This window comes from Clostridium gasigenes, assembly GCF_900104115.1.
Taxonomy (GTDB): domain Bacteria; phylum Bacillota; class Clostridia; order Clostridiales; family Clostridiaceae; genus Clostridium; species Clostridium gasigenes.
Genome location: NZ_FNJM01000004.1, coordinates 1 through 19,719, shown reverse-complemented (window position 1 = coordinate 19,719; position 19,719 = coordinate 1). Strand labels below are relative to the sequence as shown.

Genomic DNA, 19,719 nt, shown 5'->3' with positions numbered 1-19,719 from the left:
CATAAATTGTTAGGCACTTGAAAAAATAATAGACTAAGCAAATTGGTCTATTATTTTTGAAAGGGCCTTAGTATGTTACGAAAATTATTGGTGTTCCAATAATTATCTGTCTTCCTGAATCGTATTTCATATATCCTATATTAACTCTTTGGTTATCCTTAAACCTTGCCGTAGCTACATAACCATTTTGGATATCTAATTCTTCTAATGTATTTTTTTTGATGCTATCCATTAGCATTTCTTTTGTTTTTTCATAACTTTCTTCTTCTATCTTTCCCTTTATAAAAGCAAAATAGTTTTCTTCATTAGAATTATTATTTTGTAATTTTTCCAATTCCTTCTTTAATGACAAAGAACTCTTTGAACTATTCTTATTAATAACAATTATTTCTACCATAGTTTTATTATTTTCTTTCCACAGTATTACTTTAATATCCTCACTAGAGTCTTTATACATTATTTTATTAGTGCTAAACTGTAAATTTTCAGTTTCACTCTTCTTAAATTCTTTTAATAATCTCTTGTATTCTGTTTCTATATCTACTTTTGAACAATAGTTCATTTTTACACCATTTTCTATAAAATTACCATTTTCTATAATGGCTTGTTCGTTTAAATCAAAAAAAGATGGTGAATTGAAGTTTTTTAATGGTCTAGCTCCAATTAACAATAAAGAAAAGATTACCAGAGGTACTATGCAGATTTTCTTTTTCATAAAATCCCCCCCTACTCTTATTCTAATTATTGTCCCATTTTTTATATTTTATTCATCTGGTGCTATATTATAATATATAAAAATATGTAAAATTTGTGATAGCTTGTCATCATTTATACTAAAACTTATTTAAATTAAAATAAAAAAAAATGGTATAATCCAAAAGGATTATACCATTTTTAACTTTTATATATATTTACTGCTTCTATTCTAGACATAGATCTTGCTAATGCCAGTTTTAATCGGTCCTCATCTATATCTTCACTTTTATCTTCTTTTAATCTAGCCTCAGCTCTTTCTTTAGCTTGCATAGCTCTATTAAAATCAATCTTGTCTGGTGTTTCTGCACTATCACAACAAAAGTTTATTAAGTTATCTTTAATCATAATTATTCCTGATGAGGTGAAATATATTGCATTACTACCATCCAATTTTATAATTTTAGTTACAGTTGGTACTGTACTTAAAATTATAGGTGTATGATTTGCTCTAAATTCTACTTCACCATCTTGACTTCTAGTATGTAGTGCTTGTATTTCTTCAGTAATTGTTGGTGCTCCTGGGGTAATTATATTTACTTTTAAAGTTTTATCCATAACTATCCTCCCCTTACACTAAGGTTTTAGCTTTTTCTACTACTTCTTCTATATTTCCTACAAACAAGAATGCTGATTCAGGTATATCATCATACTTACCTTCTAATATTTCCTTAAATCCTCTTACAGTTTCTTTAACTGTAACGTACTTACCTTTCATTCCAATAAATTGTTCTGCAACAGTAAATGGTTGTGATAAGAATCTTTGAACTCTTCTTGCTCTTGCAACTACCTTTTTATCTTCATCTGAAAGTTCATCTACGCCCAGAATTGCAATAATATCTTGTAATTCCTTATATCTTTCTAATATGTTTTTAACTTCTGTCGCAACATCATAATGTTCTCTACCAACAATTCTAGGATCTAATATTCTTGATGCTGATTCAAGAGGATCAACAGCCGGATATATACCTAGTTCTGCTATACTTCTTGATAAAACTGTTGTTGCATCAAGATGTGAGAACGTTGTTGCTGGTGCTGGATCTGTAAGATCATCAGCTGGAACATATACAGCTTGAACCGATGTTATAGAACCATTCTTAGTTGATGTAATTCTTTCTTGAAGTGCTCCCATTTCAGTTGCTAGTGTTGGTTGATATCCAACTGCTGATGGTGTTCTTCCAAGTAGCGCTGATACTTCTGAACCAGCTTGAGTAAATCTAAATATATTATCTATAAATAATAACACATCTTGACCTTTGTCTCTAAAATACTCTGCCATAGTTAAACCAGTTAAAGAAACTCTCATTCTAGCTCCTGGTGATTCATTCATTTGACCAAACACTAAAGCCGTTTTATCTATAACGCCTGATTCTATCATTTCCTTGTATAAATCATTACCTTCTCTTGATCTTTCTCCAACACCTGTAAATACAGATAATCCACCATGTTCTTTAGCTATATTATTTATAAGTTCTTGAATTAAAACAGTTTTTCCGACTCCAGCGCCTCCAAACAAACCTATTTTACCACCTTTTTGATAAGGTGCTAACAAATCTATAACTTTAATTCCAGTCTCAAACATTTCTGGTTCTAAAGATTGCTCTTTAAAAGTTGGTGCCTTTCTATGAATAGGATAATATTCAACTTCCCCTTCTACAGGACCTTTATTATCTATAGTATTTCCAAGCACGTTGAATAGTCTTCCAAGTACAGGCTGGCCAACAGGAACTGTAATACATCTTCCTGTATCAATAGCCTTCATACCTCTTCTTAAGCCTTCTGTTGCTTCCATAGATATTGTTCTAACAATATCATCACCTATATGCTGCTCTACTTCAACTACTAATTGTTTTTCCCCCATATCTATTTTAATTTCATTATAGATATTTGGTAAACCATCAGTATCGAATTTTATATCAACTACTGGTCCAATAACTTGAACTACCTTCCCTATTTTATTAGCCATAGTAATACCTCCTTGCTATTTTTGAGCTGCTGCTCCACCTACTATTTCTGATATTTCTTGTGTAATTGCACTTTGTCTTATTCTATTGAATTTAATTTTAAGTGCCTTTAATATATCATCCGCATTTTGAGTAGCTCCATTCATAGCTGTCATTCTATAGCTCTGTTCACTAGCTTTTGAATGTAACATAGATCTTCTTAATCTACTCTTAAAATATACATCTAAACTTGAATTTAATACTTCATCCATACTAGGTTCTATTAAAAAGTTTCCATTATTTCCTTTAGTTTTATCCATTGGTAATAATTTATCTATTTTAACCTCTTGCTTCATTGGTGATATAAACTTTGTATAAACTATATTAACCTCACATATATCACCTTTCTTAAACATATAAAGTGCATCTTGGTATATAGCTTTAATTTCCCTTACAGTTGGAATATCTGAAATTTCTACATACTGTCCTACAACATCAAACTTGTATCTATTCATGTACGAAATTCCTTTACTCCCAACTATTATTACCTTTGCTCTATCTTTATCTTTAATAAATAAATTTAGATTATTTGCTACATTTCCATTAAAGCCTCCGCAAAGTCCCATATCAGATGCCATTACAATATATAATTTATCAGAAGTTTTGCCTTTACTTTTTAAATAAGGATTATCAAAATCCTCAGGTATAACTCCCATTAATTCATTTACTATATCTTCACATAAACTATAATGTTCTTCGCTTGAAGTAAGTTCTTTCCTAGATTTTCTAAGTTTAGAAGTGGCTACAAGACCCATAGCTTTGGTTATTTTTCTTGTACTTTCAACTGACTTTATTCTTCTTTTAATGTCAATAAGTCCTGCTGCTCCCAAAATTCCACCTCCTAAAGAAGTGCATAGCTTTTGAAGCTATGCATCTTATAAAAATATTTTCTTAAATTCTATAACACAGGCTTCTATTTTAACTTTTATTTCATCTGTTAAAATTTTTCCTACAGCTATTTCTTTTAATAAGTCTCTATGATGAGTATCTACATATTCCAAGTATTCTTTTTCAAATTTTCTTATATCCGAAACCTTGATATCTGATAAGAAATCATTAATTACCACATATAGAATTATTACTTGATTTTCAACAGACATTGGAATATATTGATCTTGTTTTAATATTTCTAATAATCTTTTACCTTTTCCAAGTCTCTTTTTTGAATCCTTGTCTAAATCAGATCCAAATTGTGAAAATGCTTCAAGTTCTCTATATTGAGCTAGTTCAAGTCTTAAAGTACTTGTAACTTGCTTCATTGCTTTAATTTGAGCATTTCCTCCAACTCTTGATACAGATATACCTGCATTAACAGCTGGTCTTTGTCCTGAATTAAATAATCCTGATTCTAAGAATATTTGTCCATCTGTAATTGAAATTACATTAGTTGGTATATATGCTGTAACATCACCTGCTAATGTTTCTATTATTGGTAGCGCTGTTAAAGATCCGCCACCTTTTTCTTTTGAAAGCTTAGCTGCTCTCTCAAGTAGTCTTGAATGAATATAGAATACATCTCCAGGATACGCTTCTCTACCTGGTGGTCTCTTTAATAATAATGACATTGTTCTATAAGCTACTGCATGTTTCGAAAGATCATCATATATAATTAATACATCTTTTCCTTGATCCATGAAATATTCTCCCATGCTACATCCAGCATATGGTGCTAAATATTGCAAAGGTGCTGTTTCAGCAGCTGTTCCTGCTACTATTATAGAATAATCTAAAGAACCCATTTCTTCTAAAGTATTAACAATATGAGCTACTGTTGATTGTTTTTGGCCTATTGCAACATAAATACATATTACATCTTTACCTTTTTGGTTCAATATAGTATCTATTGCTAATGCAGTTTTACCAGTTTGTCTATCTCCTATTATAAGCTCTCTTTGTCCTTTACCTATTGGAATCATAGAATCTATAGCTTTAATACCAGTTTGAAGAGGTTCATTTACTGAACTTCTATCTATTATGCTAGGTGCTGGTACTTCTATTGGTCTATATTCAGCAAAATCTATTGGTCCTTTTCCATCAATTTCTTGACCTAGTGAGTTAACTACTCTACCAAGTAATGCTTCACCTACTGGAACCTCAACGATTTTATCAGTTCTTTTTACTATATCGCCTTCTTTTATTCCATTTTCATCTCCTAAAAGAACACATCCAACATTGTCTTGTTCTAAGTTTAAAGCCATACCGTAGACTCCGTTAGGAAATTCTAATAATTCACCTTGCATACAGTCATCTAGTCCATAAACTCTTGCAATTCCATCCCCTATTTGTATAATAGTTCCTGAATCTACTGTTACAATCTGTTTTTCATATCTTTCTATTTCTTTTTTAATTATAGACGTTATTTCTTCAGGCTTAATATTCATGACTTCACCTCTATTCCGTTTTAAGCATTAATTCTTCTAATTCTTCTAATTTTGACTTAACTGTTCCGTCAATAACATCATTATTAACTCGAACGTATATCCCACCTAAAATACTTTTATCTATTACCTGCTCTAGGATAATATGTTTATTATATTTGGCTTCTAATTTAGAAACTAGAGTATTAAACTCTTCTTCTTTTAAAGGGACTGTTGTCTTAACAATTCCTTTTAAAGTGTTTTTACGCTCTAAATCTACTTTTTCCATTTGATTAAGTTTTTCTCTTAAAAAAAGTATTCTATCTTTTTCTATAAGAATTAATAAAAATGATAATAATTCTTCATCTATTTTACCTTTAAAGATATTAATAAATGTTTTCTTTTTTTGTTTAGTCCCTATTTGAGGATGTCTAATTACTTCATAAAACTCTTTATTTGTATCTATAATTTCACAGATTTCTCTTAAATCCCTTAGATACTCTTGAACTTTACCTTTTTTTTCTGCTACCTCATAAAGTGCTAAGGCATATCTTCGATCTAGATATTCATGCATACTAGCTACCTACCTTAGATATAAAATTATCAATTAATTCTCTATTTTTTTCTTCATCGATGTTTTTTTCAATTACCTTTTTAGAAATTTCAATAGCTAAAGTTATAGCTTGCTTCTTTAACTCATATTCTGCTTTTTCTTTCTCTCTATTGATTTCTATTTTAGCTCTTTCTAAAATTATTTTAGCTTCAGTGTGAGCCTCACCTATAATTTCTTCATATATTGATTCGGCTTTCTGCTTTTCTCTCTCAGTAATTTTCTTACCTTCTTCTCTTGCAGATTTAAGCATTCTTTCATTTTCTATTGCTAACATTCTTGATTTTTCTTGTTCTTCTTCTGCATTATCTAATTGCTCGTTTATAAGCGCTTCTCTTTCATCAATAATAGCCTTGACCTTATCAAAAAAGAAATGTTTTAATATTGCTAACAAACCAATGAAATTAATTATGGTTGCTATTACTATTGAAGGATTTAATTCCATCATATTATTACCTCCTCCTCTCTGGAGTCACTTAAAGCAACTATTTTATTCCAACAAATATTAGAATAATTGATATTAATAATCCATATATAGCTGTTGCTTCTGCGAAACCCGCACCTATAATTAATGCTGTTGTTATTTTTCCGCTTGATTCTGGATTTCTTGAAATACCCTCTACTGCTTTACCTGTTGCTATTCCTATTCCTATTCCTGCTCCTGCTCCTACTAATACTGCTATTGCAGCTGCTATTGCTCTCATTCCTATTGCATCCATTGTTATTTCCTCCTTAAATTTTGTTTAATGTTCTGATACTATTTTTATATTTATCATGGTCAACATTACAAATATGACCACTTGTATTACCCCATCAAAGACATCAAAATATCCATGTAGTGGTATTGGTAAACCTATTTGTGCTATCCAAGCTACACTGCCTAGAGCTTCATAAACTAATTCTACTAAAATTGTAGCTGCTAATATGTTCCCAAATAATCTTAATGCTAATGACACTGGAAACATTACTCTTTCCAACAAATTTATAGGCAACATTATCGCTACTGGCTGTGCATATCCTTTTAGATATGATCCTATGCCATGATTTTTAATTGCATAAAATTGAACAACAAAGAACGATATTAAACCTAATGATACTGTTACGCTAAAACTTTTGGTTGGCGGTGATATTCCTATAAGACCAACCATATTCATCATAAATATAAATACTGCTGTTGTTCCTATAAACGGAAGTATGTCTAAATACTTCTCTCCAACATTATTTATAATTAGTCCCTTTAACGATTTATAAATTGTTTCTACCACAGTTTGCTTTTTACTAGGTTTTATTGATAAGTTTCTTGTAGTCCACCAACATAATAGAGCTATAAAAATAATTATGCCCCATTGAACTACCATCTCAGGAGTTATGTCTATTTTAAATCCTCCTAATGTAAAAGAAACTATAGGCTCTAGAGTTTCCACCTAATCACTTCCCTTCTCACTTTTTACCCAATATATTGTTAGGAATACAAAATGTGATATGTATCCTGTAATATATGCTATTAGATTAATTAACTTACTCATAAAAAGTACTGCTATTCCAACTATTATTAATATCCTTATAAGACCACTTATCGGAAATAACATACCACCTCTTTTTTTTTCTAGCATATTTTTCATAATTTTTCCACCTATAAAAAAATTAGCTAGGGAAACTATAATTCCAAGAAAATAAATAATTGAAAATTTAGTATTAACTGTTATTGATAATATAAGAGAAAGAATAATTCCTCCATACAAATCATATTTTATCATTTCATTAAGAAATTTATTCACGTCTTTACTCATACATCAATACCCCCTAATGACTGTCCTAATTATAATCCTCAAAAAAAATTAAAGGAAACCTCATTTTTAATCAAATTACCTATGTTTTGATTGAATTTACTGTCTACATAGGTTTATTCTCAATTTCCTTAACTACATTCATTATTAATAACTTTTGCTAAGTTTATAGTTTTAATTATACAAGCTATATTCATTTAACTGAATTTTCTGTTTTTCTGTTTTTTCTTTCAATTTAATGTTAACATTTTCATTCACGTTTTTTTATCACTTTTATTCTATTTGAAGTTATTTTTTTAAATAGAATACTTTAACAAATAATTTAATTCAATTCAACCTTTTCACTAAATGAATAAATTTGAATATTAATTATTCATTTTTTTATTTTTTTATTTTTATTTTCGACATTTAATTTACTATTATAATTAAATATTCATATATTAATGTGTATATAGACTAATATCTAGTTTATATAAGTTTTATATACGTTTCACATAAGTTTTATATACGTTTTGCATAAGTTTTATATACGTTTTATTTGCAATTATTATCCTTTATACAATATTGTTTTTACCAAATTTAATATACCTATTATAAGTTTAATATTATTAAAGTAAAAAGTAGTAATTACTATATTTTTTTCACATTAATATTTTTATTATTCTCATTTTTTTAATATTAATTCATGAAATTCTATTTAAGAAATATAATACACACAAAAAAAAAGATCCTAATTAAAGGATCTTTTCAAAATAACATTAGTCTCTTGAAACTATTAATGCTGTTCCCATTCCGCCACCTATACATAAAGTAGCTAAACCAGTTTTTGCATCTCTTTTTTGCATTTCATGAAGTAATGTAACTAATATTCTTCCACCTGATGCTCCAACTGGATGTCCAAGTGCAATTGCTCCACCATTTACATTTACTTTATCCATATCAAAGTTTAAATCTTTTGCTACAGCTAAACTTTGAGCTGCGAAAGCTTCATTAGCTTCGATTAAATCTAAATCTTCAATCTTAAGGTTTGCAACTTCTAAAGCTTTTTTAGTTGCATGGAATGGTCCATAACCCATTATTGATGGTTCTAAACCTCTTTGACCATATGAAACTATTTTAGCTAAAGGAGTAATTCCAAGTTCTTTAGCTTTATCAGCGCTCATTACTACGAAAGCTGCTGCTCCATCATTTATTCCTGAAGCATTTCCTGCTGTTACTGTACCATTTTCTTTGGCAAATGCTGGTCTTAATTTTGCCATCCCTGCCATTGTAGCACCGTATCTTGGAAATTCATCAGTATCAAATACTTTTGGTTCTCCCTTTCTTTGAGGAATTATAACTGGAACTATTTCATCTTTAAATCTTCCAGCTTTAATAGCATTTTCAGCTTTAACTTGAGAATTAACAGCAAATTGATCTTGCTCTTCTCTTGTTAGATTCCATTGTTTAGCTATATTTTCAGCTGTTACACCCATATGATAATTGTTAAATGAATCCCATAGAGCATCATTTATCATTGTATCTACCATTTTACCGTCACCCATTCTTTGTCCCCATCTTGCATCTTTCAATACATATGGTGCTTGTGACATATTTTCCATACCACCTGCAACAACTATATCAGCATCTCCCGCTTTTATCATTTGTGCAGCTAATGCTACAGTTCTTAATCCAGATCCACATACTTTATTTATAGTCATAGCTGGAACTTCTACTGGCAATCCTGATTTTATAGCTGCTTGCCTTGCAATATTTTGTCCAAGACCCGCTTGTATTACATTACCCATTACAACTTCATCTACTAATTCACCACGAACGCCAGCCTTCTCAATAGCTGCTTTAATTACAAGAGCACCTAAATCTGCTGCAGAAACATCTTTTAATGCTCCTCCAAATGCCCCAATTGCTGTTCTTACTGCACTTACAATAACTACTTCTCTCATATTCACAATACCTCCTAATTTTCATCGTTTGAATTGTCCAACTTGTTAAACAATTAACACAATTCAATTATAACACTTTTAATTCTATAATCAACTAAATTTTAGTTTTTTTTCCCACTTTAAGATATAAAAATAACTAGTCGCGTAAACAACTAGTTATTTTTATGGTTAATACTATCTCTTAAATTCTTCTACTTCTTCTTCTCTTAACCCGTAGTATTTTTCAATGGCATCTGCAATTCTTTTTGAAGCATTACCATCACCATATGGATTAACTGATTTACTCATTTTTAAATATTCTTCTTCGTTATTTAATAAAGTGTTTGCATTTTCTACTATTGTTTTTATATTAGTTCCTACCAATTTAACCGTTCCATAAGATACTGCCTCTGGTCTTTCAGTTACATCTCTTAAAACTAATACTGGTTTACCAAGATGTGGTGCTTCTTCTTGAAGCCCACCAGAATCAGTCATAACCATAAATGATTTATTCATTAAGTTATGTGTTTCTTTAGTATCTAATGGCGGTAACAAGTGAACTCTTTCTATTCCGCCTAATTTTCTATAGACTACATCTTTAACAACTGGGTTTAAGTGCACTAAATAAACTAATTCTACATCCTTATTAGCTTCTACAATAGCTTTTAAAGACTCACAAATATTATTTATACCCTCTCCCCAATTTTCTCTTCTATGAGCTGTAATCATAATAACTTTCTTATTTTGAAAATCTATTTTATTTAATTCTTCATTTTCAAATATATAACCATCTTTCACAGTATGAAGCATTGCATCTATTACAGTATTTCCTGTTATATATATTTCTTCTTCCTTTACCCCTTCTCTTAGAAGATTATTCTTTGAGCCACTTGTTGGTGCAAAGTGTAAATCTGCTAATCCTCCAGTAAGTTTTCTATTCATTTCTTCTGGAAACGGAAAATATTTATCAAAGGTTCTAAGCCCAGCTTCAACATGACCAACTTTTATTTGTTGATAAAACGCAGCAAGTGCGCCTGAAAATGTAGTTGTTGTATCTCCATGTACTAATATCATATCAGGTTTTTCATTTATAAAAACCTCTTCAAGTCCTTCTAAAACTCTATTAGTTATTCCAGTTAAGGTCTGCTTTGTTTTCATTATATTTAAATCAAAATCTGGAATAATATCAAAATACTCTAAAACTTGATCTAACATTTCTCTATGTTGTGCTGTTACACACACCTTTATATCTATGCCCTCTCTAGTTCCAAGTTCCTTTACTAATGGAGCCATTTTTATAGCCTCTGGCCTCGTTCCAAATATTGTTATAATTTTCTTTTTCAATGAAATCACTCCTTAATATATCAATACCCTTTTTATAACTTCTATAATTATACACTCTATCTATTGCACAATACAAATTTTCAAAATATTATTTAATTAATTAATTTTTAAACTTTAATAATCTTAAATAGGAGTTTAAATTATAATATATATTTTGAGCCATACTATGATATAGAGTTCACCGATAGTTGTACTATCAGTGAACTCTATTAAGCAAGTATGATTCAAAATAGAATATAATATTAACTATTTTTTTGAATATACTATAATTATTAAATTATTTTGTTCCGTATAATCTATCCCCAGCATCTCCAAGACCTGGTATTATATATCCCTTTTCATTTAACCTTTCATCTATCCCAGCTACATATATGTCTACATCTGGATGAGTTTCTTGTACAAGTTTAATACCTTCTGGTGATGATATTAAACATACAAGTCTTAGGTTCTTAGCACCCTTTTTCTTTAATAAAGTAAGAGCATCTGCAGCTGATCCTCCCGTTGCAAGCATAGGGTCTACAACCATTACATCTCTTTCTGCAATATCTTGTGGTAATTTACAGAAATATTCTACTGGTTGAAGTGTTTCTTCATCTCTGTATAAACCTATATGTCCAATTTTAGCTGCTGGAATTAGTTTTAACATTCCATCCACCATACCAAGACCTGCTCTTAGTATTGGAACTATAGCTATTTTCTTTCCTGATAACATTTTACACTTTGTTTTGCAAATTGGTGTTTCGATTTCTACTTCTTCTGTAGCCAAATCTCTAGTTACTTCATATGCCATAAGCATTGAAACTTCTTCAACTAATTCCCTAAAATCTTTAGCACCTGTATTCTTACTTCTTATAAAAGCTAATTTATGAAGTATTAATGGATGTTCTACTTGTATTACTCTGCTCATTAAAAATTCCTCCAATATGTTTTATTATTTAATATATTTTTTTTCAATAGCTGTTATTTTATCAATTCTTGCCTGATGTCTATCACCTTCGAATTTAGCATTTAAGAAAGTTTTAACTATATCTAATGCTAACCCTGGGCCTACAGATCTTGCCCCTAATGCTAATATATTTGCATTATTATGTTCTCTAGTTGCATGTGCACTAAATGTATCTGAACATAAAGCAGCTCTTATTCCCGGCACCTTGTTTGCAGCAATGCTTATACCTATACCCGTACCGCATACTAATATACCAAATTCAAATTCTTTAGCCACTATAGCTTCTGCCACTTTCAATGCATAATCTGGATAATCGCAAGATGCCTTGCTATTTGTCCCAAAATCTTTTACATCATAGTTCTCTGATTTTAAAAAGTTTATTATTTCCTCTTTTAAATCCACTCCACCGTGGTCTGACCCTATTGCTATTTTCATAATAAGAGATCCCTCCTAATTATTAAGGCACTTCAAAAATCAAATGCCTAAACTTCTATTATATCAAATCCGGCTGCCTTATTTAGCCTATTCATAATAGCTACTCCTACACCCTTTTCTTCAAAAGCTTCACATAGAATTAAATCTACACCTAAATCATCACAACTTCTAAGAGCCTCAAAAATATTTTTAGCTATATCAGCTAAAATAAACTCACTTCCTAAAGAAATAATTTTACCCTTTGGAAATTTATTCGCATTTTCGTCTGTGCATAAAATAGCTACATTTTTATTTTTTTCTATATAATTGTCTACTATTTCTTTAATTTTATCAATAGTTTTTTCTTTATTTCCACTTATTATTTTAAGTTTAGCCCTTGGTGCATAGTGCCTATATTTCATTCCTGGTGCCTTTGGCTTTAAATCAGGGCTAGGTTTTCCTTTAATTGACTCATCAATATTTATCCCAGGATGAAACTCTCTTAACATTTCTAGGGTTATTCCACCAGGTCTTAATACCACCGGTGGGTTAACAGTGCAATCTACTATTGTGGATTCTACCCCAATCTCGCTTCTATTTCCACCTAATATGTAGTCAACCTTACCATATAAATCTTCAACACATCTTTCAACTTCTGTTGGACTTGGTCTACCTGATATATTAGCAGAAGGTGCTGCTATTGGTCTATTTGACATCTCTATTAACTTTAATGCTATTTCATTATTTGGCATCCTTATACCTATTGTACTAAGTCCTGCACTTGTTGCATCAGGAATAATATTATTTTTTTCTAATATTATTGTTAAAGGACCTGGCCAAAATTTATCAATAAGTTTTTTTGCAATTTCTGGTATGGTTAAAACTAAACCACTTATATCCTTATTTGCAACATGTACAATTAATGGATTATCTTGAGGTCTACCCTTTGCCTTAAATATTTTTGAAACAGCTTGAGGATCTAATGCATTTGCTCCTAGCCCATAAACTGTTTCTGTTGGGAATGCTACTGTACCATTATTTTGAATAATGTTTGCGGCTTCTTTTATATATTTATTATCATTTTCTATATCTTTTATTATAGCTACCTTTGTTTGCAAAATATCTACCTTCTTTATTTTAGGCACTTGAAAAAATAATAGACTAACAATTGGTCTATTATTTTTTTAAAAGTGTCTTAATGTTCTTCTATAATCGGGATTATTTTTTCAGTTGCCTAAATATCAATTTGACCTCTAGCTATTTTTATATTTTCAATAGCTGATGAGGTATATGTAGCTCTAACACAATTTTTATAAATAGCATCAAGTAACTCGTACTTTTTAAGAGCACCTTTTCTAACTACCTGAAAATAAAATACATGTTCAGGTGTTAATTTTTTTATTTTTAAATATTCTTCTGCACCTTCGGAATACTTCTTTATAAATCCTTGTGTTATAGGTTTTAATCCTCTATTTTTAAAATTTACTGCTGTAACAATAATAATTTCTAATTCATCCTTTTCTTTACTAGTATGAACTAATGCAACTTTATCACATAATATTAAACTTTCTTTTATAAATAATCCACTTTTTATTTTTAGTCTATTATTATTACATACAAATTTTAATCCATGATAATTTAACTTTATTATAATTTTCAATATTATCAGCAACTCTATAAACCCTAAATATATCCATAAAAATAGAGATTGTATTCCTGATAAATAGGCTGTTAAAGGAAGAGTTATGAAAAGTAATATCATCACTGTAAATAATTGATTCTTACTTTTACTTTCTTTTTTCAAAGCCTTATTTATATTCATACTTTACCTCCAATTATTCTAAAAGCCCTACGTTTTATAACGTAAGGGAGCTTCAAAAAAATAACTAGTAAGATTAGATTCTCTGACTTGTTATTTTCTTTCAGCTCCTTAAGGATTTTTAGATGCCAACTAATACTAAATAGTATCAGTATTTCCCATTTTCTTCATTTTCTCTGCTTGATCTGCTGTAATTAATGCATTAATTACTTCTTGTATATCTCCACTTAAATAACTTTCTAATTTATATAAAGTTAATCCTATTCTATGATCAGTTACTCTTCCTTGTGGATAGTTATATGTTCTTATTCTTTCACTTCTATCCCCTGAACCAACTTGACTTCTTCTATCTTCAGCAATCCCGGCTGATCTCTCTGCTTGTGCTGCATCAAATAATCTTGATCTTAAAACCTTCATAGCTTTTTCTTTGTTTTTAAGTTGTGATTTTTCATCTTGACATGCAACAACAACTCCAGATGGTATATGAGTTATTCTTACAGCTGAATCGGTTGTATTTACACATTGACCACCGTTACCTGAAGATCTGTACGTATCTATTCTTAAATCTTTATCTTCTATTTTTATTTCAACATCGTCAACTTCTGGAAGAACAGCTACAGTTGCTGTAGATGTATGTATTCTACCACTTGATTCAGTCTCTGGAACTCTTTGAACTCTGTGCACTCCACTTTCATATTTAAGTTTTGAATATGCTCCATTTCCCTTAATCATAAATACTACTTCTTTGAATCCACCGATATCATTTTCGTTTAAACTCATTATTTCAGTAGTCCATCTTTGCGTTTCTGCATATCTTGTGTACATTCTAAAAAGATTATATGAGAAAAGAGCGGCTTCATCACCACCAGCTCCACCTCTAATTTCAACAAAAACATTTTTATCATCATTAGGGTCTTTTGGTAGTAATAAAATTTGTATTTTATCTGCTAATTCTACCTCTTTTTTTGTAAGGTCAGAAATTTCTTCATTTAGCATTTCTCTCATTTCTCTATCACTTTCATCATTTAGCATTTCTTTATTTGATTGTAATTCTTCTGTTACATCTCTATACTCTCTATAAGCTGTAACTACAATTTCTAAATCTGAGTGCTCCTTGCAAAGCTTTCTCCATTCATTTTGATTTGCCATAATTGAAGGGTCTGATATTTTCACTGATAATTCATCATATTTATTTTCTATAAAAGCTAGTTTATCTAATAACATGCTATCACTCCGTACTCTATTTTTTTACATTGCTGTATTATATCACAATAAGCCTCTACTAATCAACTATTAGAGCCCCTATTGCAACTCTGTCTAATCCTGATAAATCTTTAATGACTCTAATATTCTTAAAACCAGCATCCGTCATTAATTTTTTTAGTTCCTCTGCTTGATCATGGCCTATCTCAAATGATAATATTCCATTTTCATTTAATACATTTTTACTTTCGTCTATTATTCTCTTATAGAAGCATAACCCATCCTCTCCACCTGATAAAGCTGTATGAGGTTCATAATTTTTTACATCATCCATCAATGTATCTATAACTTTTTCTTCTATATATGGTGGATTTGAGACTATTAAATCATATTTTTTATTATCTTCTATAGGTTTTTCTAATAGATTACTTTTTATAAATGTTGCTCTCTCATTTAAATTATGTCTATTTAAATTTTTTATAGTTATTTTTTCTGGCACTTTATAATAATCTATCAAATCTATGTTTATATTATTTCTATAATGTGCAAGTGCTATACCTATTGCGCCACTTCCACAACATAAATCACAAACTTTTACTTCTTTATCCTTAGAAATTAACTTTAATACCTCTTCAACTAACACTTCAGTATCAGCTCTTGGTATTAATACACCTTCTTCCACATATAAATCTAGACCCATAAATTCAGTTTCACCTAATATATAACTTATAGGCATCTTTTTAACTCTTTTGTTTACTAACTCTAAATAATCTTTTTTAAACTTATTATTTATTTTTTCATCTCTATTAGTTATAATATATATTCTATCACGTTCTATAATCTTACCTAATAATAATTGGGTATCTAAAATATAAGTATCTATTTCTACTTTTTTAAGTTTTTCTACTCCAAACTGTAACAATTCTCCAATTGTCTTTTCTGGTTCTTCAAGACCTTCTGCTGCTAGAAGTGCTGCAATAGCAACCTCTATTTGTGAATCATCAGGTTCCCTAGTTGTTAATCCTTGCAATTTTAAACCTGGATATGAAATTATTTGTGCCAATTTGCTATTACTTTTACCTAGCCATTTAATAATTTCATAAGTTATACCTGATATTATAGGAATTAAAACTATTCTTAGCCCTAATCGTTGTATAAAACTTCCCCAACCTGTAAATGTAAAAATAACTACACTTACCATCATAATTAAGAACAGAAAATTTGTTCCACATCTTGGATGGAATCTACCATATTTCTTAACATTTTCTACAGTTAGCTCTTCTTCAGCTTCATAACAAAATATTGTCTTATGTTCTGCACCATGATATTGGAACACTCTGAATATATCCTCCATTTGGCTAATTCCATAAATATAAGCGATTAATATTATAATCCTAATTACTGCCTCTATTAAATTAAGTGCTATAGGTGTTAGTCCAAAGCCCTTAAACAAAGATGCTACCCCTGTTGGTATTGCCATAAATAATACTACTGCAATCACCATTGATAATGTCATTGTCATTCCAATAATTATATCATTACTTTTTTCTCCAAATTTACCTTTAAGCCAGTCTTCAAATTTTGATGGCTCTGTCTCTTCAAAAAATGAAGCTGAATAATTAAGAGTTTTTATTCCTATTATTAATGAGTCTATAAGTATAAATATCCCTCTTATAAAAGGTATATTTAGAATCTTATGTTTCTTAGTTATTGAAACCACTTTTTGAAAATCTATCTCTATATTTCCTTTTGGAGTTCTAACTGCTGTAGCAAGTCCGCTGCTGCCGCGCATCATTACACCTTCAATAACAGCTTGACCCCCAACACTAGTCTTTTTCATATAAATCCCTCATTCCATTAGTTTTTTGAAACTCCCTAACTTTTCTTATATTTAAAGAAGCAATGCCCACAAAGAGATTCATATTCTACGTTATCTATATTATCTATGGCTATTTGTTGACCTTCAAATACAAATTTATCGTTTATTTTTCTTCCATTAAACAAAGCCTTTCTGCCACACTTACATATAGTTTTCATTTCTTCTATTGTATGAGCAATTAAAAGTAATCTTGTACTGCCCTCAAACCCCTGTGTTTTGAAATCTGTTCTTAATCCATAACATATAACAGGTATATCTAGCCCTACTGCCACCTCAAATAATTGATCTATTTGTATACTTTTTAAAAATTGAACCTCATCCACAAGTAAACAATCAATTTTACCTTTTTCTTTATACAATGCTTCAACATTTTTAAATATATCATCGTCCTCTGCTACAAGTATATCTACTTTTCTTTCTACTCCAAGCCTTGAAACTACCTTTTCCCCACCTTTTTTATCTGTAGATGGTTTTAAAAGTAAAGAATTCATTCCTCTTTCTTTATAATTATGAGCTACTTGCATAAGATGTGTTGATTTACCTGAATTCATAGCTCCATATCTAAAATATAATTTACTCATTTAAAATTTCTCCTTTATCACTGCGTATATATATATATCGATTATAGCATTTAAATATCCCTTTAAAAAGACATTTTTTTGAGTATTAACCACTTCAAAACTTGACTGTTTTTTGACCATATGCTATAATTTAAAAGTTATTTGAACAAACCGTAAGGTCACAAATTTAGAAACGAGGTGAAAAATATGAGAGAAGGCATACATCCAGAATATAACCACAACGCAGTGGTTAAGTGTGCATGTGGAAATTCCTTTGAAACTGGTTCAGTTAAAGATGAACTTAAAGTAGAAATATGCTCTAAATGCCACCCATTCTTCACTGGCAAGCAAAAACTAATTGATATTGGTGGAAGAGTTGATAAATTCAACAAAAGATTTAATCTTAACAAATAAGAATAAGAAATTCTGGGAAAGACATGTTCTTTCCCATTTTTCTTATCTAAAAATATTCTACTACTATTTAATAGATAATAATGTTATATTATACTAATTAATGTTAAAATAAATAATAAGACATATCAACATATTGACTAGTTTTTTGAAGATACCTTATTAAAAATAATTAAGGCACTTGAAAAAAATAATAGCCTATCAAATTGATCTATTATTTTTTTGAAAGTGCCTAAGTTTATGAAAAGTGAGTGTAATGATATATGAAAAAGATTTTAATTTTAACAGCTTCTACAGGAGAAGGTCATAATCAAGCTGCTAATTCTATTGCAGAAAATTTTAAAGCAAGAGGATATGAAGTAATAAAAAATGATTTTTTAAAAAGTAATGGTAAATTTTTAGACACTATTTTAGTGGGGGGTTATGAGGTTCTTGCCTCTATATTTCCTAAACTTTATGGAATTTCTTATAAACTAACTGATGGTCCATTCAATAATAAGCTTTTATCATTACTTTTTTTATTTACGAATAAAAAAGTTCTAAAACTTATTAATAAAATTAAACCAGATGTAATATTACTTACACACCCATACGCAGTAAACATAATTGGAACCTTAAAAAGAAAAGGCTTAAATATACCTGCAATTTCTATAGTAACTGATTTTAAGGCTCACGGCACTTATATAGATAGTAATATTAATGTTTATATAACTGGTAGCGAAAACACAAAGGAAAGTCTTATTGAAAAAGGTATAGACTCCAATAAAATTTTTGCTTATGGAATACCTGTAAAAGAAGAATTCCTTAATATAGTTCCTGGACTCCTATCTACTAAAGATGAAGATTACTTTAACATTCTTTTAATGAGCGGAAGTATGGGACTTAAAAATATATCCTACGTAGTTAAAGAATTACTTAATAATTCTCATAAACTTAGAATTACAGTAGTATGTGGAAATAATAATAAATTAAAGGACAGTCTATCTAATGAATATAAGAATAGAATAAAAGATAAAAAACTTCATATTCTTGGTTTTTCTAAAGATATTGCATCCTTAATGGATTATTCAGATTTAATAATAACTAAACCTGGTGGCTTAACCATAACTGAAGCCATTAATAAAACCTTACCTATTATAATTCCGTTTTGTATTCCAGGCCAAGAAATGCAAAATACAGATTTTTTAACTTCAAATGGATATGCCCTATATGTAGATAATCTTTTAGAATTGAATCTAAATGTAGACAATCTTTTAGATAACCCTGCATTATTAGAACAAATGCGTAATAAACTAGCTAAGCTAGCTTCAACTTATTCTAAAGAAAAAATAGTTGATATTGCAGATGACCTTATAAAATAGAAATTTTCAAAAAAGACTAGTTGTTTGATATGCTCCCTTTATAGTAGACAGTTGAAATAATAAAAACTGTTTATATAGAGGGAGCATTTTATTATGGAAAGAAAAACTAAAATATTGTCAGAAATTAAGATAGAGGTTGTTAAGGAGTATTTATCAGGAAAAATAAGTGTAGGGCAAATAGCTTATCAACTACAAGTTTCTAGCTTCTCGGTTGAGGAATGGATACGTAAATATAAGGCTTTTGGAGTGGATGGATTAATAAGTAATAGTAGAAATAAACATTATTCACATGAACTTAAGATTAAAGCAATAACGGATTATATCAACGGTGAAGGTTCTTTATATGATAT

Annotated in this window: 22 protein-coding genes; 3 read left to right on the top strand and 19 right to left on the bottom strand. The window is 29.7% G+C overall.

Annotated features, from left to right (window positions below; genetic code table 11):
• Positions 1 to 67: 67 nt before the first annotated feature.
• The 19 genes from BLS77_RS08795 to BLS77_RS08705 form a co-directional block, all read right to left on the bottom strand.
• Positions 68 to 715: a hypothetical protein gene (locus tag BLS77_RS08795; RefSeq protein WP_089968347.1), complete on the bottom strand. Its 648-nt coding sequence runs from the start codon at positions 713 to 715 to the stop codon at positions 68 to 70.
• A gap of 179 nt (positions 716 to 894) precedes the next feature.
• Positions 895 to 1,311, bottom strand: coding sequence for an ATP synthase delta/epsilon chain alpha-helix domain-containing protein (locus tag BLS77_RS08790; RefSeq protein ID WP_089968344.1), 417 nt, complete (start codon positions 1,309 to 1,311; stop codon positions 895 to 897).
• A 13-nt stretch (positions 1,312 to 1,324) separates the two neighbouring features.
• Positions 1,325 to 2,719 carry a F0F1 ATP synthase subunit beta gene (gene atpD / locus BLS77_RS08785; protein WP_089968341.1) on the bottom strand — a complete coding sequence of 465 codons (1,395 nt, stop codon included), beginning with the start codon at positions 2,717 to 2,719 and terminating at the stop codon, positions 1,325 to 1,327.
• Between the two features lie 15 nt (positions 2,720 to 2,734).
• Positions 2,735 to 3,586: an ATP synthase F1 subunit gamma gene (gene atpG, locus BLS77_RS08780; protein ID WP_089968338.1), complete on the bottom strand. Its 852-nt coding sequence runs from the start codon at positions 3,584 to 3,586 to the stop codon at positions 2,735 to 2,737.
• A gap of 45 nt (positions 3,587 to 3,631) precedes the next feature.
• A complete protein-coding gene (gene atpA / locus BLS77_RS08775; protein ID WP_089968335.1) occupies positions 3,632 to 5,137 on the bottom strand; it encodes a F0F1 ATP synthase subunit alpha in 1,506 nt (501 codons plus the stop codon).
• 10 nt (positions 5,138 to 5,147) lie between these two features.
• Positions 5,148 to 5,687 (bottom strand): F0F1 ATP synthase subunit delta, encoded by a 540-nt coding sequence (locus tag BLS77_RS08770; RefSeq protein WP_089968332.1) that lies wholly within the window; start codon positions 5,685 to 5,687, stop codon positions 5,148 to 5,150.
• A gap of 1 nt (position 5,688) precedes the next feature.
• Positions 5,689 to 6,168 carry a F0F1 ATP synthase subunit B gene (locus BLS77_RS08765; protein WP_089968929.1) on the bottom strand — a complete coding sequence of 160 codons (480 nt, stop codon included), beginning with the start codon at positions 6,166 to 6,168 and terminating at the stop codon, positions 5,689 to 5,691.
• Positions 6,169 to 6,208: 40 nt separating this feature from the next.
• Positions 6,209 to 6,442, bottom strand: a complete 234-nt coding sequence (atpE, locus tag BLS77_RS08760) for an ATP synthase F0 subunit C (protein ID WP_089968329.1) — start codon at positions 6,440 to 6,442, stop codon at positions 6,209 to 6,211.
• A gap of 24 nt (positions 6,443 to 6,466) precedes the next feature.
• A complete protein-coding gene (locus tag BLS77_RS08755) occupies positions 6,467 to 7,147 on the bottom strand; it encodes a F0F1 ATP synthase subunit A (protein WP_089968326.1) in 681 nt (226 codons plus the stop codon).
• Positions 7,148 to 7,513, bottom strand: coding sequence for an ATP synthase subunit I (locus BLS77_RS08750; RefSeq protein WP_089968323.1), 366 nt, complete (start codon positions 7,511 to 7,513; stop codon positions 7,148 to 7,150).
• 755 nt (positions 7,514 to 8,268) lie between these two features.
• Positions 8,269 to 9,453 (bottom strand): acetyl-CoA C-acetyltransferase, encoded by a 1,185-nt coding sequence (locus tag BLS77_RS08745; protein WP_089968320.1) that lies wholly within the window; start codon positions 9,451 to 9,453, stop codon positions 8,269 to 8,271.
• Positions 9,454 to 9,627: 174 nt separating this feature from the next.
• Entirely contained in the window at positions 9,628 to 10,776 is a 1,149-nt protein-coding gene (wecB, locus tag BLS77_RS08740; RefSeq protein WP_278336657.1) for a non-hydrolyzing UDP-N-acetylglucosamine 2-epimerase, read from the bottom strand.
• Between the two features lie 277 nt (positions 10,777 to 11,053).
• On the bottom strand, positions 11,054 to 11,683 hold the full coding sequence (upp, locus tag BLS77_RS08735) for a uracil phosphoribosyltransferase (protein ID WP_089968317.1): 630 nt from the start codon (positions 11,681 to 11,683) through the stop codon (positions 11,054 to 11,056).
• A 24-nt stretch (positions 11,684 to 11,707) separates the two neighbouring features.
• Positions 11,708 to 12,157: a ribose 5-phosphate isomerase B gene (gene rpiB / locus BLS77_RS08730; RefSeq protein ID WP_089968314.1), complete on the bottom strand. Its 450-nt coding sequence runs from the start codon at positions 12,155 to 12,157 to the stop codon at positions 11,708 to 11,710.
• Positions 12,158 to 12,204: 47 nt separating this feature from the next.
• Positions 12,205 to 13,254, bottom strand: coding sequence for an L-threonylcarbamoyladenylate synthase (locus tag BLS77_RS08725; RefSeq protein WP_089968309.1), 1,050 nt, complete (start codon positions 13,252 to 13,254; stop codon positions 12,205 to 12,207).
• Positions 13,255 to 13,370: 116 nt separating this feature from the next.
• Positions 13,371 to 13,958 (bottom strand): hypothetical protein, encoded by a 588-nt coding sequence (locus tag BLS77_RS08720; RefSeq protein WP_089968306.1) that lies wholly within the window; start codon positions 13,956 to 13,958, stop codon positions 13,371 to 13,373.
• Between the two features lie 135 nt (positions 13,959 to 14,093).
• The gene (prfA, locus tag BLS77_RS08715) at positions 14,094 to 15,179 is read right to left on the bottom strand and encodes a peptide chain release factor 1 (protein ID WP_089968303.1); all 1,086 of its coding nucleotides are present in this window, start codon (positions 15,177 to 15,179) and stop codon (positions 14,094 to 14,096) included.
• A gap of 58 nt (positions 15,180 to 15,237) precedes the next feature.
• On the bottom strand, positions 15,238 to 16,998 hold the full coding sequence (prmC, locus tag BLS77_RS08710; RefSeq protein ID WP_089968300.1) for a peptide chain release factor N(5)-glutamine methyltransferase: 1,761 nt from the start codon (positions 16,996 to 16,998) through the stop codon (positions 15,238 to 15,240).
• Positions 16,999 to 17,033: 35 nt separating this feature from the next.
• A complete protein-coding gene (locus tag BLS77_RS08705; RefSeq protein ID WP_089968298.1) occupies positions 17,034 to 17,618 on the bottom strand; it encodes a thymidine kinase in 585 nt (194 codons plus the stop codon).
• A 186-nt stretch (positions 17,619 to 17,804) separates the two neighbouring features.
• Between BLS77_RS08705 and rpmE the strand changes: the two genes are divergently transcribed.
• The 3 genes from rpmE to BLS77_RS08690 form a co-directional block, all read left to right on the top strand.
• Complete coding sequence (rpmE, locus tag BLS77_RS08700; protein ID WP_089968295.1) at positions 17,805 to 18,011, top strand: 50S ribosomal protein L31; 207 nt, start codon at positions 17,805 to 17,807, stop codon at positions 18,009 to 18,011.
• A 260-nt stretch (positions 18,012 to 18,271) separates the two neighbouring features.
• Positions 18,272 to 19,369, top strand: coding sequence for an MGDG synthase family glycosyltransferase (locus tag BLS77_RS08695; RefSeq protein WP_089968292.1), 1,098 nt, complete (start codon positions 18,272 to 18,274; stop codon positions 19,367 to 19,369).
• Positions 19,370 to 19,462: 93 nt separating this feature from the next.
• Positions 19,463 to 19,719, top strand: a 257-nt coding sequence (locus BLS77_RS08690; protein ID WP_139164832.1) for a helix-turn-helix domain-containing protein, incomplete at its 3' end; no start/stop codon positions are given.

Coding starts and splice junctions, on each gene's coding strand:
- BLS77_RS08705 (WP_089968298.1), bottom strand. CDS start 17,618: ATGAGTAAATTATATTTTAGATATGGAGCTATGAATTCAGGTAAATCA.
- prmC (WP_089968300.1), bottom strand. CDS start 16,998: ATGAAAAAGACTAGTGTTGGGGGTCAAGCTGTTATTGAAGGTGTAATG.
- BLS77_RS08695 (WP_089968292.1), top strand. CDS start 18,272: ATGAAAAAGATTTTAATTTTAACAGCTTCTACAGGAGAAGGTCATAAT.
- rpmE (WP_089968295.1), top strand. CDS start 17,805: ATGAGAGAAGGCATACATCCAGAATATAACCACAACGCAGTGGTTAAG.
- BLS77_RS08765 (WP_089968929.1), bottom strand. CDS start 6,168: ATGGAATTAAATCCTTCAATAGTAATAGCAACCATAATTAATTTCATT.
- BLS77_RS08795 (WP_089968347.1), bottom strand. CDS start 715: ATGAAAAAGAAAATCTGCATAGTACCTCTGGTAATCTTTTCTTTATTG.
- BLS77_RS08790 (WP_089968344.1), bottom strand. CDS start 1,311: ATGGATAAAACTTTAAAAGTAAATATAATTACCCCAGGAGCACCAACA.
- BLS77_RS08720 (WP_089968306.1), bottom strand. CDS start 13,958: ATGAATATAAATAAGGCTTTGAAAAAAGAAAGTAAAAGTAAGAATCAA.
- rpiB (WP_089968314.1), bottom strand. CDS start 12,157: ATGAAAATAGCAATAGGGTCAGACCACGGTGGAGTGGATTTAAAAGAG.
- BLS77_RS08770 (WP_089968332.1), bottom strand. CDS start 5,687: ATGCATGAATATCTAGATCGAAGATATGCCTTAGCACTTTATGAGGTA.
- atpE (WP_089968329.1), bottom strand. CDS start 6,442: ATGGATGCAATAGGAATGAGAGCAATAGCAGCTGCAATAGCAGTATTA.
- atpD (WP_089968341.1), bottom strand. CDS start 2,719: ATGGCTAATAAAATAGGGAAGGTAGTTCAAGTTATTGGACCAGTAGTT.
- BLS77_RS08745 (WP_089968320.1), bottom strand. CDS start 9,453: ATGAGAGAAGTAGTTATTGTAAGTGCAGTAAGAACAGCAATTGGGGCA.
- upp (WP_089968317.1), bottom strand. CDS start 11,683: ATGAGCAGAGTAATACAAGTAGAACATCCATTAATACTTCATAAATTA.
- BLS77_RS08750 (WP_089968323.1), bottom strand. CDS start 7,513: ATGAGTAAAGACGTGAATAAATTTCTTAATGAAATGATAAAATATGAT.
- atpA (WP_089968335.1), bottom strand. CDS start 5,137: ATGAATATTAAGCCTGAAGAAATAACGTCTATAATTAAAAAAGAAATA.
- prfA (WP_089968303.1), bottom strand. CDS start 15,179: ATGTTATTAGATAAACTAGCTTTTATAGAAAATAAATATGATGAATTA.